This is a genomic window from Pseudomonas sp. FG1 (assembly GCF_034313875.1).
In the GTDB taxonomy this organism is placed as follows: Bacteria; Pseudomonadota; Gammaproteobacteria; order Pseudomonadales; family Pseudomonadaceae; genus Aquipseudomonas; species Aquipseudomonas veronii.
Genome location: NZ_JAVIWP010000001.1, coordinates 3,438,968 through 3,453,491 on the forward strand (window position 1 = coordinate 3,438,968; position 14,524 = coordinate 3,453,491).

At 56.8% G+C, this 14,524-nt stretch carries 9 protein-coding genes, 2 tRNA genes and 3 pseudogenes; 8 read left to right on the forward strand and 6 right to left on the reverse strand.

The window, feature by feature from the left end; genetic code table 11:
* Positions 1–95: 95 nt before the first annotated feature.
* From RGV59_RS16020 to RGV59_RS31730, 8 genes and pseudogenes are all read left to right on the forward strand, one after another.
* Positions 96–1,358 carry an OprD family porin gene (locus RGV59_RS16020; protein WP_126587339.1) on the forward strand — a complete coding sequence of 421 codons (1,263 nt, stop codon included), beginning with the start codon at positions 96–98 and terminating at the stop codon, positions 1,356–1,358.
* A 473-nt stretch (positions 1,359–1,831) separates the two neighbouring features.
* Positions 1,832–3,313, forward strand: a pseudogene (locus tag RGV59_RS16025) (aldehyde dehydrogenase family protein).
* 1,031 nt (positions 3,314–4,344) lie between these two features.
* On the forward strand, positions 4,345–5,274 hold the full coding sequence (gene pcaQ, locus RGV59_RS16030; RefSeq protein WP_017846845.1) for a pca operon transcription factor PcaQ: 930 nt from the start codon (positions 4,345–4,347) through the stop codon (positions 5,272–5,274).
* Between the two features lie 129 nt (positions 5,275–5,403).
* On the forward strand, positions 5,404–6,123 hold the full coding sequence (gene pcaH / locus RGV59_RS16035; RefSeq protein ID WP_126587401.1) for a protocatechuate 3,4-dioxygenase subunit beta: 720 nt from the start codon (positions 5,404–5,406) through the stop codon (positions 6,121–6,123).
* Positions 6,124–6,135: 12 nt separating this feature from the next.
* Positions 6,136–6,738, forward strand: coding sequence for a protocatechuate 3,4-dioxygenase subunit alpha (gene pcaG / locus RGV59_RS16040; protein WP_057005844.1), 603 nt, complete (start codon positions 6,136–6,138; stop codon positions 6,736–6,738).
* Between the two features lie 245 nt (positions 6,739–6,983).
* A tRNA-Val gene (locus RGV59_RS16045) sits at positions 6,984–7,059 on the forward strand.
* Positions 7,060–7,078: 19 nt separating this feature from the next.
* Positions 7,079–7,155 (forward strand) — tRNA-Asp (locus RGV59_RS16050).
* A 233-nt stretch (positions 7,156–7,388) separates the two neighbouring features.
* Positions 7,389–7,640: pseudogene (locus RGV59_RS31730) on the forward strand (Arm DNA-binding domain-containing protein); the annotation flags it as partial.
* Between the two features lie 310 nt (positions 7,641–7,950).
* Here RGV59_RS31730 and RGV59_RS16060 read toward each other — a convergent pair.
* The 6 genes and pseudogenes from RGV59_RS16060 to RGV59_RS16085 all read right to left on the reverse strand — a co-directional run bounded on the left by RGV59_RS16060 (position 7,951) and on the right by RGV59_RS16085 (position 14,504).
* Entirely contained in the window at positions 7,951–8,427 is a 477-nt protein-coding gene (locus tag RGV59_RS16060) for a MarR family winged helix-turn-helix transcriptional regulator (RefSeq protein WP_017846849.1), read from the reverse strand.
* 283 nt (positions 8,428–8,710) lie between these two features.
* Complete coding sequence (locus RGV59_RS16065) at positions 8,711–8,845, reverse strand: hypothetical protein (protein WP_260473901.1); 135 nt, start codon at positions 8,843–8,845, stop codon at positions 8,711–8,713.
* A gap of 374 nt (positions 8,846–9,219) precedes the next feature.
* On the reverse strand, positions 9,220–10,170 hold the full coding sequence (feaR, locus tag RGV59_RS16070) for a transcriptional regulator FeaR (protein WP_032804421.1): 951 nt from the start codon (positions 10,168–10,170) through the stop codon (positions 9,220–9,222).
* Between the two features lie 167 nt (positions 10,171–10,337).
* Positions 10,338–11,815 (reverse strand): annotated as a pseudogene (locus RGV59_RS16075) (aldehyde dehydrogenase family protein).
* A 22-nt stretch (positions 11,816–11,837) separates the two neighbouring features.
* Positions 11,838–12,731, reverse strand: a complete 894-nt coding sequence (locus RGV59_RS16080; protein WP_126586953.1) for a SphA family protein — start codon at positions 12,729–12,731, stop codon at positions 11,838–11,840.
* Between the two features lie 75 nt (positions 12,732–12,806).
* The gene (locus tag RGV59_RS16085) at positions 12,807–14,504 is read right to left on the reverse strand and encodes a GMC family oxidoreductase (RefSeq protein ID WP_017846854.1); all 1,698 of its coding nucleotides are present in this window, start codon (positions 14,502–14,504) and stop codon (positions 12,807–12,809) included.
* Positions 14,505–14,524 lie beyond the last annotated feature (20 nt).

Here is a 14,524-nt window from a genome sequence, read left to right on the forward strand (position 1 = left end):
GACGGTCAATTATTCAACGTGCTCACGTTGCCGGGTTGATCGTCGCTTTCTGCTGTACGCAATAATCATTCTATAAAAATAAAAAGGGTGAAATCATGTACAACAAAAATTGCGGCCCACTCGTGTGGCCGGCGTTACTGTGTTTTTGTACGCCAGGCTTGGCATGGGCGGAGGAATCCGATTTTTTCAAAGATTCCACCGCTACACTTCAGGCCAGAAACTACTACTTTCAACGTAACTATTTAGATATTCGCGGGGCCGAGAAACCCAAGGCAGAAGAGTGGGCTCAAGGCTTCATTCTTAATTTCAAATCAGGTTATACCCCAGGCACGGTCGGATTTGGTATAGATGCGATTGCCACTCTGGGCCTCAAGCTCGATAGTGGCCCAGGACGAGTAGGGACGGGCTTGCTGCCTATTAAGGATAGCGGGGCACCTGCCGACGATTACAGTCGCGTAGGGCCAACCTTAAAAGCCAGGTTTTCTAAAACCGAACTGAGGCTGGGTGAACTTCAACCAGACATTCCCGTCTTGCCCTTCAGCGATATTCGTTTGCTTCCACCTTCCTATCAGGGGGCCTCCTTTTCGAGCAGCGAACTTACTGGGCTGACCCTTCAAGGCGGGCGAATCAAATCGACTAGTCTACGAAATGAAGCCGGTGACGAAAAGTTGATCGCGATGTTGGGCTATATTCCGCAACGCACAGCGTCCAGTGATGCCTTCAATTATATGGGCGGTGACTATAGTTTTAATGAGTCACGTACCACTGTCAGTGGTTGGTACGCCCAACTGGAGGACATTTACCGACAGAGTTATGTTGGCATTAAGCATAAGCAGTTAGTCGGGCGTTGGTCGGTGACCGGTACGTTGGCACAGTATGATGCTGTGGAAGATGGTGATCATTTAATAGGGACGGTCGATAATCGGGCTTTGTATGGCACCCTTGGGGTGGCAAGTTCCGGGCATGCTGTGACCGTAGGGTACCAAAGAATGTACGGTAACACCGCGTTCCCCCGGGTGTTCGCCAATATAGCGCCCTTGGCCAATGAACTGCCTACTTATGACTTCTCATCACAAAACGAAGTGTCTTATCAGGTGCGTTACGACTATGACTTCGCTGCGGCGGGTGTACCGGGCCTTCTATTTTCGACTAGATACGTTGTGGGGAACAATGTTGAGACAGGGCGCGGCTATGAGGGTAAGGATAGCGAGCGCGATATCGATATGTCTTATGTTTTCCAGAGCGGGCCTGTCAAGGGATTGGGTATGAGGCTTCGCGATGCCGTAGCGCGGTCTAATTACAGAACTGATATTGACGAGTATCGCGTCGTTCTCAGTTATACCTGGAAGCTGCTATAGCCTTGCGCTCTTACCAACCCTGCGCGCCAATGGCCAAGTATGTCGTCCGTCAATTGATCTTAATCTGTTCATCTGCGTGCTGATCGTGGGCTATTGCTACCTCAGTCGCTCATAGCGTTGGCGCTGATTGAAAACTGATCAAGGGCGTATTGCCGATTTTTATATCAGCAATTGTGGCTAAGCTTAGCGGCAGTCGCCAGGTTGAGGAGGCATCTAGCTCCAACGTATGCAGGCATGAACTTATGATAGTCAGGGATCCTCTGACACGGCTGATTAGTCTTGAAAACGCGGCATTTCCACTGCTCATTGCTGCGTTCAAATGCGCAGCGATTGCCCAGCGTCTTGCTAACCAACATACCGACCAACAAAACACCCGTGCACTGTGCCAGCATGTGACAAGCCTCGCGACTTCCAAGCTGGCAAGCAAGACGAAAATTGGCGCTGACCAATTTTTTATCAACCGGAGAATACCCATGTCTGACCGCCCATTACCGTGGCAAAACTTTACTGGCCAATACATCGCGGGCGCCTGGCGCTCCGGAAGTACGCGCAAGGTTCTTGGAGAACCGCAACCCTTATGACAACGCGTTGCTGACCGAGCTTTCGCTGGGTGATGCTGGCGACCTCGACGACGCCTACCAAGCGGCAGCGACCGCGCAGAAGGCATGGGCGCAGACGTTACCTAATGAGCGCTCAGCCTTGTTCATGCGCGCCGTTAACGTACTGGACGCCAGGCACGGCACGAAGAAATTGTCGACTGGCTGATTCGTGAGTCAGGCAGCACGCGTACCAAAGCCGAGATCGAGTGGGCGGCGTTACGTTCGACCATGATCACTGCTGCCGCTATGCCTTCAAGAGTCGTCGGCCGCATTCTGCCGATCGGCACGCCCGATAAAGAAAGCCGCGTCTATCGCAAACCTTTGGGTGTGGTCGGGGTGATCAGTCCCTGGAACTGGCCGATATACCTTTCCAATCGCTCTATCGCACCGTCGCTGGCACTCGGCAACGCCGTCGTCGTAAAGCCTGCCGACGATACTCCGGTGACCGGCGGTTTGTTGTTGGCGAAAATCTACGAAGAGGCCGGTTTTCCACCGGGAGTTTTGAACGTGGTGGTGGGCGACGTGGCTGATTTGGGTGATGCCTTTACCCTGCACCCGATTCCAAAATTCATCTCTTTCACGGGATCGACTCGGGTAGGGCGGCACATTGGCGCGTTGGCAGTCACTGGCCCGACGCTCAAGCGAGTCGGGTTGGAGTTGGGTGGGAATGCTCCCTGCGTGGTGCTTGACGATGCGGACCTGGATCTGGCGGTGCACGCCGCCGTTGTGGGGCGCTTCCTGCACCAAGGCCAAATCTGCATGAGCAGTAACCGAATTATCGTCGACGCCTCGTTGCAAAAGGATTTCGTCGAAGCTTTTGTAGAGCGCGTTCGCCAGTTGAAAGTCGGCGATCCTGACCTTGCAGATACAGTCATTGGCCCGCTGATCAACCGTCGCCAGTTGGAGGGCGCAGTGGCCCGGATCGAGGCGGCGAAAGCCGAAAGCATCGAGTTGTTGCTCGGTGGCGCTGCACACGGGTAGGTACTGCCGCCTCATGTGTTCGTCAATGTCGATAACATGAGTGACTTGGCCCAGGCTGAGCAATTTTGTCCTGTAGCGCCGATCATCACTGCGCGTGACGAGGCACATGCGCTGGAGTTGGCCAACCAGACCGAGTTCGGCTTGTCGTCTGCGGTGTTCACCAAGGATGAAGGTCGGGGCCTGCGTTTCGCTCAACAGATCGAAGCCGGCATGACTCACATCAACGACATCTCGGTCAATGATGATCCGAACAACATGTTTGGCGGCGAGAAAAACAGTGGTATCGGGCGATTCAACAGCGATTGGATCATCGCGGAGCTGACCGGCGATCACTGGATTTCGGTGCAGCACAAGCGTCGCGCTTATCCATTCTAAATGCGACTGTGGCACGCTCGTGTGATAAATGAAAAATGCCCCGAATTTTCGGGGCATTATTTTTCAATCAACGGTTCGACCTTTCCCCTGCTCGACCTACAGCTTGTTGAGCAGTGTCAAAAGCAAATCTCGCTCATCGCTAGTGAGGTGGGGTTGATATCGCTATGCATGGCGACTTCAGGGTGTTTTTAAGCGACTGCTCGCCAGCCTGGCTGAGAAACAAACCATACGAGCGCTTGTCGGGATTGCTACGTACGGGCCTGACAAAGCCGCAAGCTTCCAGCTTATTGAGCATCAGCCCGCCCGCCGTGCGGGCTCACCGACATCGGTACTGGACAGCGTCGACCCCCACGCATCATCGAATCAATTCACGCACTGACTACATTTTAACCGGTTACTGCCGTTATTTTCAGATGGGAGGAGGGCTCTTTTGGGCTATCAGCCAGTAAGACGAGCTTTGGGTTAACACCTATCGTGAATATGAGGTGGATGAACAAGCCCCTTACAACTTAGGCGTCACTCATCAATCTCGTCGAGTACTTTAATAGGCTTATCAATTGCTTAGGAAGTCGTCGGATGATTTGGAGAGTCCGACGATGGATAGATACTGATCCTAATGAACAGATGAACAGCTTTGTTGAGAGCGGTGAGATTTGCCGAGAATCTGAGCCACTTCCACATTAGTCGTACTTCACAGCAGCAAATAATGAGTACACAATTAAGGCCATCAGCGAAACGCTATACTTTGGAAATCTTGAGCTTTCAAACACTTGGAGGATGAGTTATGATCCCGTCCGCTGCGCCATATTCGGTAACCTGGAACGCTGAACGCCAGGTCACCACAGAAAGCCCGCTCATCGAGCGGGCTTTTTTGTGCCCGGGATTCGGCGCCCTGGCGACGCCGCCCAACCTGCGTTCGCTGTGTGGAGAGATCGATCGGCGGTACACTTTCGCGGGTAATCTTCCGAACCAGCTTACTTCTCGCGCTTTTTCACGCGCGGCAGGGGACACCTCGAAGGCGGCAACATACGGTGAATATCGATACCCGCATCAAATTCCGCCATCTGGTGTGCTTTCTCGAAGTGGCGCGCCAGGGCAGTCTGGCGCGCGCCTCGGAAAAATTGGCGATCAGCCAGCCGGCGCTGTCCAAGACCCTCAAAGAACTCGAAACCCTGCTGACCGCCACTTTATTCGTGCGCAGCAAAAGTGGCGCGGCGTTGACTGAAGCCGGAGTGGCTTTTTTGCGTTATGCCGGGCCGAGCGTACAAGCGCTGCGAGAAGGGGTGAACAGCCTGCGTGCCGGCGAGCACGAACCCTTCACCGCCAGGCTCGGCGTGCTGTCCACCGTGGAAAGTTTGCTGGTGCCCGAGGTCGTCTGTCGTTTGCATGCCCGACATCCCGCGTTGGTCGTGAGCGTGGTGACCGGGCCGAGCGCGTACCTGTTGTCGCAATTGCGTGTAGGGGAGTTGGACCTGGTGGTCGGACGCATGACCGATAGCCCGCAGATCCTGGGGCTGATGTTCGAGCATCTGTACAGCGAATCCATGACCCTGGTGGTGCGTAACGGCCATCCGCTATTGGCTGACCCGCAGGCGCATGAACATATCGAAAATTATCCGCTGGTGTTGCCGCTGGCGGGGACGACGATCCGCAAATACGCCGACAGCCTGTTTGTGCAGCACGGCATCAGCCCACCGCGCCAGCGTCTGGAAACCCTGTCGTTGATCTTGAGTCGGCGTTATGTGCAGGGCAGTCAGGCGATCTGGGTCGCGCCTTTTGATGCGGTCAGGCAGGACCTGAATCGAGGTGATCTGTTTGAGTTGGAGCTGGGTATTCGTGAACCCGGTGGTTCTGTGGGGCTGTGCAGCAATCCCGCGCTGACGATGTCCATGGCGGCTCAATGGTGCGTGGAGGTGTTGCGCGAGGTGGGCGAGGAATATCGCGAAGGCTGCTATCCATAACCATCTGGATATGGATAGGGTCGGTTTTTTCAGTGTTGGAGGGCGCCTGATCAGGCGAGACTGGGGCGGTGATTGCCGGTTACCCAGCGTTCACCCCTGATTTTCATCCATAACAAAAAGGAAACCGACATGTCTGATGCGGACAACAGCCGTTTCGTCATTCGTGATCGTAATTGGCACCCCAAAGCCCTGACGCCTGACTACAAAACCTCGATCCTGCGTTCCCCGCGTCAAGCCTTGGTGAGCATTCCCCTATCCTGCTCGGAAACCAGCGGCCCGGACTTTTCCCACCTGAAGATGGGGCAGCACGATAACGATCTGCTGCTGAACTTCAACCACGGGGGCTTGCCCATCGGGGAGCGCATCATCGTCGCCGGTCGGGTCTGTGACCAGTACGGCAAGCCGATTCCCCATACCCTGGTGGAGATGTGGCAAGCCAATGCCGGTGGTCGCTATCGACACAAGAAAGACAGCTATCTGGCCCCCATCGACCCTAACTTCGGCGGCGTCGGCCGTGCCTTGACCGACCGCGACGGCAACTACAGTTTCCGCACGGTCAAGCCCGGCCCGTATCCGTGGCGCAATGGTCCCAACGACTGGCGTCCGGCGCATATTCACTTCTCCATCAGTGGCCCGTCGATTGCCACGCGATTGATCACCCAGCTGTATTTCGAAGGTGACCCGCTCATCCCGATGTGCCCGATCGTCAAGTCGATCGCCAATCCGGATGCGGTGCAGAGCCTGATCGCAAGGCTTGATATGAGCATGGCCAATCCCATGGATTGCCTGGCTTATCGCTTTGATATCGTTCTGCGCGGTCAGCGCAAGACCCACTTCGAAAACCGTTGAGGAGGTACGTCCATGCCCGTTGAACTTCTGCCTGAAACCCCGTCGCAAACCGCCGGTCCTTACGTGCATATCGGCCTGGCGCTGGAGGCGGCAGGCAACCCGCCCCGCGAGCAGGAAATCTGGAACGAAATGGCCAAGCCCGGTGCGCCGGGGGAGCATATCCTGTTGCTGGGCCATGTCTATGACGGCAACGGTCACCTGATCCGCGATGCGTTCCTGGAATGTTGGCAGGCAGACCACGAAGGCGTTTACGACAGCGACTACAACCTGGAAAAGCCCTTCAACGGTTTTGGCCGCACGGCGACCACGGATACTGGCGAGTGGCAGATCCATACCGTCAAGCCGGGCACCGTGAAGAACGCTGCAGGTGTGCCGATGGCGCCGCACGTCAATGTTTCGCTGTTCGCGCGGGGCATCAATATTCACTTGCAGACCCGGGTGTACTTCGACGATGAAGCCCAGGCCAATGCGGTCGATCCGGTGTTGAATCTGATCGAGCAGCCTCAACGTCGGGAGACGCTGGTCGCCAAGCGTTGCACGGTTGATGGCAAGTTGGCTTACCGTTTCGATATCCGCATACAGGGCGAAGAAGAAACAGTGTTCTTCGACTTCTGACGGAGGGGGGGGGCACGGCAAGCCCGCTCATTGAGCGGGCTTTTTGCGGTCTGGGCTTTGGAAAACCCAGTGCGGGGTGACCTGATAACGGGCCATCGGGTAAACGCAATAGCGCCGCGTTTGGCCCAGAAGAAGCCCGTTTTTACCGGGGCGCGCCGCTCATTGAAAAATATTTAAAATAAATTGCATTTAAATCAACACATTGCGGATTTTTCGTATATGATGCGGCCCACACCGAAAGTGAAGGGTGATTAGCTCAGCTGGGAGAGCATCTGCCTTACAAGCAGAGGGTCGGCGGTTCGATCCCGTCATCACCCACCATTCGCTTCAAGTGTTACGCGCAGCGGTAGTTCAGTCGGTTAGAATACCGGCCTGTCACGCCGGGGGTCGCGGGTTCGAGTCCCGTCCGCTGCGCCATATTTGCTTCCACTAAGGCCCACTGAACGCCTGGAAGCCACGGAAATAGCGGCCTTGTGCCGCTTTTTTCGTTTTCTGAATTCCACTGGAATCCATCTCCAGCCACGGTTTTTAAGTACACATTTAAGTACGCCGCTGGCACAGCCTTTTACGATTCCTTGCGCATCAATTTTCGTATTGGTCCGTCTACCGCTGGGTTGTATTCCCCTCCTTGATGCAGAAGGAGGTGTCTGATGGCTCTGACAGATACAGCGCTCAAGAAAGCCAAGCCCGCCAGCAAGCCTTATACGTTAACTGATGGGAATGGCTTATCTCTGCAAGTGCCCACGACGGGTTCGAAGCGCTGGCATTTCCGTTTCTATTGGCATGACAAGCAATTGCGTATTTGCCTCGGCATCTATCCCGACGTCAGTCTCAAGGAGGCTCGCCAGCGGAGAGAGGCTGCACGTGCGCTGGTGGCCAACAATATCGATCCCCGCTCACATCGTCGCGCCGAGCGCCAAAAAGCCTCTCACGCCGCCAACAACACGTTTGAAGCGGTTGCTGGTCGCTGGCATGAGTTCCGAAGTAAAAAACTGACGAAAAGTAAGAAGGGTACTGGTGGTGATCGTGAGGCTTCAGTCGAGTTTTGCGCGCCGGACTCGCCCGCAGGGTGCTGAACCAGACCTTGAGCTCGCATCAGCACTTCGCAGGTCTGGTTATTGAACGAGCGGGGGCGCTGGAGGACTAATAAGAATCTAGTATTTTGTTTGAGTTGACGGTAGCGAGCAGGGTGCGGCGAGTTCTCGAAGCCGGTCAGTGTTCCGGCAGGTTGGCGAAGATGTTCGCCAAGACTTGGTTAAGTTTGCGCAGTTGAGCTTCGGTTAGACCCTGGAAGCTTTTTTGGAATAACTCGTCGGTGAGTTCGTGCATGTCAAAAAACGCCTGGCGACCTGCCGCGGTCAGGCTGACTTGAGTTACGCGGCCGTCCTGGGTGCTCTGGCTGGTTTCCACCAGACCATCATCCTTCATTCGGTAGACGATTTTGGTGATGGTCGAAAGCTTGGCCACGGCGTGTTCGGATATCTCCGAAATGCTGGAGTCGTCGTTCTCGAAGAGAATGTTCAGCACTCGCCAACGCGGGATATCCAGGTCGATCCGCTTGAGCAGCTTTTCCATGGCCATGGCGTAGCGCCCGTACACGCGTGCCAGCCAGTAAAAAGGAAACTCTTCCTTGTGAAAGTCTTCGCTGGCAGGGTTGTAGCGGTTACGGCGTTTCTTGGGAATGGACATCAAAGGAACTGCTTTGTGAAAGTCGACGGACAATCATAGACATTTCTACTAAATTTGGCATCCGCCGCTATGCCGGCGGAGGGCGCTCAATGGTGCTGCAGGTGTGTGGATCTGTCCGAACAGATGGTCAGCTGTTGTTTTCCAATGCCGGATCGAAGCGTGTCGTAAGCCATGTGGCATCGGGCAGACGAAAGAATTCCTGCGTGCGCTGCGCTTTCTAGGCATCGATATTCTGGCCGGCACGCAGCACTGCTTCGGAGCCAGGGAGGCCGGTTTCCACCAGCTAGATGCCCTTGGCTGGATTCTGCCCGTGATACTTCAGCACCATGGCGATCTGGCCATACGAGTCATAGGCGTTGACGCCGACGGTCTTGCTCTTGAGGTCTGTAATGCTCTTGATAGGCGAATCCTCCTGCACGGCTCAGTACAGCGAGAATGGCCCCGGTGCCTCGGCCACGAGCTGGGCACTGGCTAAGCCGGCAGTTCGCTGGACAATGTGCCCTGATCAAGCGACGACGGGGCCTGAGGTGAACAGTCGCGTGCGCCAGCGAGCATCGACTGCACCGTTGACGCGGTGCCTTGGAATTGCATCTATTCGATACGGTAGGGCTTACCCGGTTCGGGGAAGGCATCTGCGCGTCCCATCAAGCAGTACTTCATTTCTTCCACGCTAAAAAGGAAGCCTGAGCGGATGTTGGTGTTCACCGGGATGCAGGCTGCCCCGCACGCCGCTAATTACCGGAGGTAAAGCGAACAAACAGCCCATGGCCCCGGTGGCGATGATGGCAATATTCAAGGGTGTCCTTGGTTATTGTGCGCGCTGGTTGCGCCTTGGACGTTTGCGCGGTAATCCTTGGGCGGCATGCTGTAGTGGCGCTTGAATACCCGGGAAAAGTGCGCGGAGTCGGTAAAGCCCCACTTGTAGGCGATGGTGGTGATGGGTAGGGCATTGTCACCGGTCTGTGCCAAATCTCGGGCGGCGCAGTGCAGGCGTTGGCGCTGGATGTAGCGTCCGATGCTGTCACCATCGAGTTCAAACTGGCGGTAGAGCTGGCGTACCGAGATGTTCAGCATCGCGGCCAGTTCGGCTGGTGTCGGGGGCGCCAGCAGCGTTTTGTTGATCATTCGCTCAGCGAGTCGTCGTAGGGGGCGGCCGGTGTTCGGTACATCATCGGGATGTAAAGAGGGCTGCAGCAAGTTGATCAGGGCGTCCTGCAATGCCGCGCCATGAGATTGGCCGGCGCCCAGATTCATTTCCCCGTCACTGATCTGCTGCAACATGCCGTGGAGCAGACGTCCGCTCAGGCCGCTCTGTTCGATTTTGCCGAAGCGCCAGGCGTGTGTCGGCAGGAGCCGATCCACGGCGTCACGGCAGAGGTGGATCGACAGTTGCGCGATCAACCCATTCGGTTGCATTTCAAAGGACTCGGCTGAGTCCAGCAGGGCCATGTCGCCAGGGTGCAAGGTGAATGTTTGCGCACTACGGTTGATCGCCATGCTGCCTTCACGCTGCAGGACTAAAAAATAGAAGCGATCATCACCACGGCTTGCGCTGCCGCGTTCGCGGCGGATCGACAAGGCGTTAACCTGGATATCCGCCAGATTCAGATCACCCAATTGATGGTGCTGGATACTGCCAATGAAATTGTCCGCATGAGTGCAGCGTTGCGTGACAAAACGGCCACACACGGCATGTACTGCCTGATTCCAGTGGTCGAAATCGTGGAGGTTTTGCACACTCACAAGGCACCTCGAAGGGATTTCTAATAGTTTTGGTGCGCAATTGGATCGATTTTGCACATATGACTAATTACGGGAAAATTCAAGCATTCCTCGTGCCAGAAACGAGTTGAGTATTGTGAGTTTTCGAACAGGGAGGGCAGGGCCGGTAAACCGGCCCGAGAGGCGATTCAGTAGCGGATCATCACTGACTTGAGTTCGGTGTAATCGTCAATGAACGCGCTGCCGAATTCGCGGCCCGTGCCCGAGGCTTTAATGCCGCCGAAGGGTCGAGGAAGGTGTGCATGTTGATGTATACCGTGCCGGCCTCAATCTGGGGGATCAGGCGCAGTGCCCTGGACAGGTCGTTGGTCCAGATGCTTGCGGTGAGGCCGAACGGCGAGTCGTTCATCAGGCCGGGAAGTTCTTCGACGTCGTCATAAGGCAGCACGCACATTAACGGGCCGAACGTTTCTTCGTGCAGGATGCGATCCTTGGCGTTACCCGCGAGTACCAGGGTCGGCTCAACGAAGTAGCCGGGACGGGCAATCGCATTACCACCGCAGACGATGCGGCTTTCCTGGCGTGCCAGCTCGAAGAATTGCACCATCTTGTCGAACTGCGGCTTATTGGCCAGGGGCCCGAACTGGACACTCTCATCAAGAGGCGAGCCAATGCTCATGCCTTTTAGTGCCGCACTGAATTTCTCCAGGGTCTCATCCAGGCGTGAACGCGGTACGTAGAGCCGTTCTGGTGCCGCACACACCTGACCCTGATGCACATAACCGGTTTGGATCAGCCCACCGATGGCAGCATCGAGGTCGACGTCAGGCAGCAGCGCCGCAGCATTTTTGCCGCCCAGTTCCAGAGTCACTCGGGTGAGGTTGGCGGCCATTGCGGCCTGGCCGACCTTGAGTCCGGTCGGCACCGAACCGGTGAACGAAACCTTGGCTACCTGCGGGTGGTTGACCAGTTGTGCACCGACTTCGCCGGTGCCGTTGACGATGTTCAACACTCCCGCTGGCACACCCGCGTCCATTGCCAGTTCGGCCAGGCGCAGCAAAGTCAGTGGGGTGAATTCACTGGGTTTGAGCACCAGCGTACAGCCGGTGACCAGAGCGGCAGCGATTTTCCATACGCCGATCATTACCGAGAAATTCCACGGCACGATACCGGCCACCACGCCCACTGGCTCACGACGGGTGAAGGCGGTGTACTGTTCGCCGGCCATCGACGGGAAGGAGGGGGACATCGTTTCGCCGTTGATCTTGGTCGCCCAGCCGGCGTAGTAGCGTAGGAACACCGCGCTTTGGCCGACTTCAAACATCCGGGATAGGTGGATAGATTTGCCTGAGCAGAGGGTTTCCAACTGGGCCAGTTCTTCGCTGTTGGCTTCGAGCAGATCGGCCAGTCGATTGAGTATTACGCCACGCTGATAGGGCAAGGTCTTGGCCCAACTGCCTTTAAAGGCGCAGTGTGCTGCACTGACGGCCGCTTCGATGTCAGCTGCATCAGCGGCGGTTACCTGGGCGATGGCTTCGCCATTGGCCGGATTGATGATCGAGATACGCTTGTCGGAGGCGCTAGCGCGGTAAGCACCATCGACGAAATGGGCGTGCTGGCGTTGTAGGAACGCCTGCACTTGGGGAAGCAATTGAATGTCGCTCATGGGGGACTCCTGGCAGATAAAATCAAAGAGGGATGGCAATGTTCAGCCAGAACTTATCGCCTTCCGGACGGTTCAATACGTCGAACTCATGTTGGTAGCGGCCCTGGATGTTCAAGCCCGAGGCAGTTGTGTAGGAGAGTTGCGGGCCCAGTGCAGTGGCGCGGCCTTTGAAGTCTCCGAATACCGCACCGTCACCGCTGTCGCCGGTGAGCTGTTTGTAGGTGTAGCCACCGATACCCACACCCCAGTTGCCGAAGTGCTTGGCAGCGACGAAGTCGGCGTGGAGTTCATTGCCTGAGCGGTATTGGGTGTCGTTGTTCTCGTAGTTGTGGTCAAACATGGTCTTCATCGAGAACTCATAACCCTGCGGGTTGCGGTAGGTGAAGGCGAACAGCGGCTCGACGGTGGCGTAGTTACGCCCGATGTTGGCCAGTTCTTTCTTGTCGTAGCGGCCGGTGGGTAGGTACAGGTCGACGGCTGCAATCCAGTGCCAGTTTCCGGCGTGCCAGCCGACCGCCAGCGGACTGACGATGAGGTCGCCCATGCCGGCGCGATCCTGGCGGCCGCCCGCCCCCATATTGACGTCCACATCGGCTGCAACCAGGAAGGCGTGCATCGCCCAGTTACCACCGAGGATCTTCTTATCAGTGACATGGATGGCGCGCAGAATGGTAGCGGCGGTACTGACCTTGAAGTGGTCGAACGCCGGGTTCGTATTGGCAAACTTGTTGGCGGTGTAATAGGTGTTGTAGCTGATCAGGTAGTTGCCAGGCGGAGGCAGGGCGCCGGTCATGAAACCTTCGCTGCCATTGGCGTAGGCGCCGCCACCACCCTCGGTGGCGTGGGCATTCTGGGCAAGGACAAGTGCGGAAAGTGCAATAGCGCTGATCAGATGACGCTGCGGGAAGAAGTGCATGGTGTGATCCTCGATCCGGTTTCAGGGCGTAGGAAAGCTCTGGCGCGATATGCGCGCCAGGTCGGGAAAGGTCGATTAGGAGCGGTTGGAGCCGGCGAGTGACTGAGGTGTGCCAATCACCGCATCGAGATTCAGCGTTTGCTCATGTGGTGCGCTCAGCGTCAGCGGTGCCTTGCCGAGAATGAAATCGGCACCGCGTTCGCCAAGCATGATCGCCGGCGCGTTGGTGTTGCCGCTGGCTATCTGCGGGCATACGGAGAGGTCGATCACTCGCAGGTTCGGCACGCCATGTACGCGCATCTGCAGGTCGACCACCGAGCTGCCCGGATCAATGCCCAGGCAACAGGTACCGCCAGGGTGGTAGACGGTCTTGATTGCCTGGCGTATGAAGGTCTCGATGCCGGCAGTGTCCTGCCAGTCGATATTCTCGGGCGCGACGATCTTCTTGATCAGGCTTTTCAATGCGGGTTGTTGCATCAGCTTGAGGCCGGCTTGCACGGCACGTATCTGCCCTTGCAGGTCGTCTTTGTCACCCAGATAGTTGGGGTCGATGAGCAGCATGTCGGCCGGGTCAGTGCTGCGCAGGCGCACTTCGCCACGAGCCTTGGGGCGCAGGTGACCAACCTTGACCGTGAGGCCATGCTCGGCGGCGGGAGGGGCTTCGCCGGGAGTGTTGTCGAAGTTGTCCATTACCGGCAGGAACATGAACTGGATGTCTGGCCGACCGACGCCCTGGCTGTCGACGAAACCGCCGCCTTCGAGGATATTGCTGGTCAGCAGGCCGCTACGGAACGCCAGCCACTGGATCATGTGCTTGATGCCGCGCAGGCCCTTGTCTTCGCCGAGGATGCTGTTCTGTTTGTGGGTGGTGGCGTTGAGCGACAGGTGAAGGTGGTCATGAAAGTTCTTGCCAACCGGTAGGTTGACCAAGGTTTCGATGCCGAGACCCGCGAGGTGTTCCTTCGGCCCGATGCCGGAGAGCATGAGAATCTTCGGACTGCCGAAGGCGCCGGCGCTGAGAATTACTTCCTTGCGGGCGTGGGCGATTATCGGCGCTCCATCCTTCTCGCTGAACTTCACTCCGGTAGCGCGGGCGTTCTCGACGATCACCTTGTGCGCCAGGGCGTCAGTGATCACGGTCAGCTTGCTGTTGTCGCGTACCGATTTCAGATAGGTACGCGCGGTGCTGGCACGGGCACCATTGTGCGTGGTGGTCTGGTAGAAGCCGACACCTTCCTGGGATGCACCATTGAAATCGTTGACGTAGGGCAGGCCCATCTCTTGGCCTGCGCGCACGAAGGCCATGGTCATTGGGTGGCGATAGCGGTTCTCGCTGACCGGCAATGGGCCTTGCTGTCCGTGGAATTCACCGCTGAGGCTCTCGTTGGCTTCGGCTTTCTTGAAGTAGGGCAGCACATCGCGATAACCCCAGCCCGGGCAGTTCCAGTCTTTTACCCAGTCGTCGTAATCCTCGTGTTGGCCACGGATGTAGATCATCCCGTTGACCGAGCTACCGCCGCCGAGCACCTTGCCCTGGGCAATGATCATTTCGCGGTCGTTGCAGTGTTTCTGCGGCACGGTCATGTACGGCCAGGACTTCTGCTGGAAAACCTGTACCACGGTGGCGGGCATCGTATGGAAGGGGCTGCTGTCCTTGCCTCCGGCCTCAAGCAGTAGCACGCTGCCGGCATTCTGCTGGATCAGCCGGGCTGCAACCACGCAGCCTGCCGAGCCGGCGCCTATCACGATGTAATCGTATTCCTGAGTGGACATGGGGGGGCCTCGCTAATGTC

Bases quoted from the DNA above. Each gene is read 5' to 3' on its own strand.
- RGV59_RS16020 (WP_126587339.1), top strand. From the start codon at position 96: ATGTACAACAAAAATTGCGGCCCACTCGTGTGGCCGGCGTTACTGTGT.
- pcaH (WP_126587401.1), top strand. From the start codon at position 5,404: ATGTCTGATGCGGACAACAGCCGTTTCGTCATTCGTGATCGTAATTGG.
- pcaG (WP_057005844.1), top strand. From the start codon at position 6,136: ATGCCCGTTGAACTTCTGCCTGAAACCCCGTCGCAAACCGCCGGTCCT.
- RGV59_RS16060 (WP_017846849.1), bottom strand. From the start codon at position 8,427: ATGTCCATTCCCAAGAAACGCCGTAACCGCTACAACCCTGCCAGCGAA.
- RGV59_RS16080 (WP_126586953.1), bottom strand. From the start codon at position 12,731: ATGCACTTCTTCCCGCAGCGTCATCTGATCAGCGCTATTGCACTTTCC.
- RGV59_RS16085 (WP_017846854.1), bottom strand. From the start codon at position 14,504: ATGTCCACTCAGGAATACGATTACATCGTGATAGGCGCCGGCTCGGCA.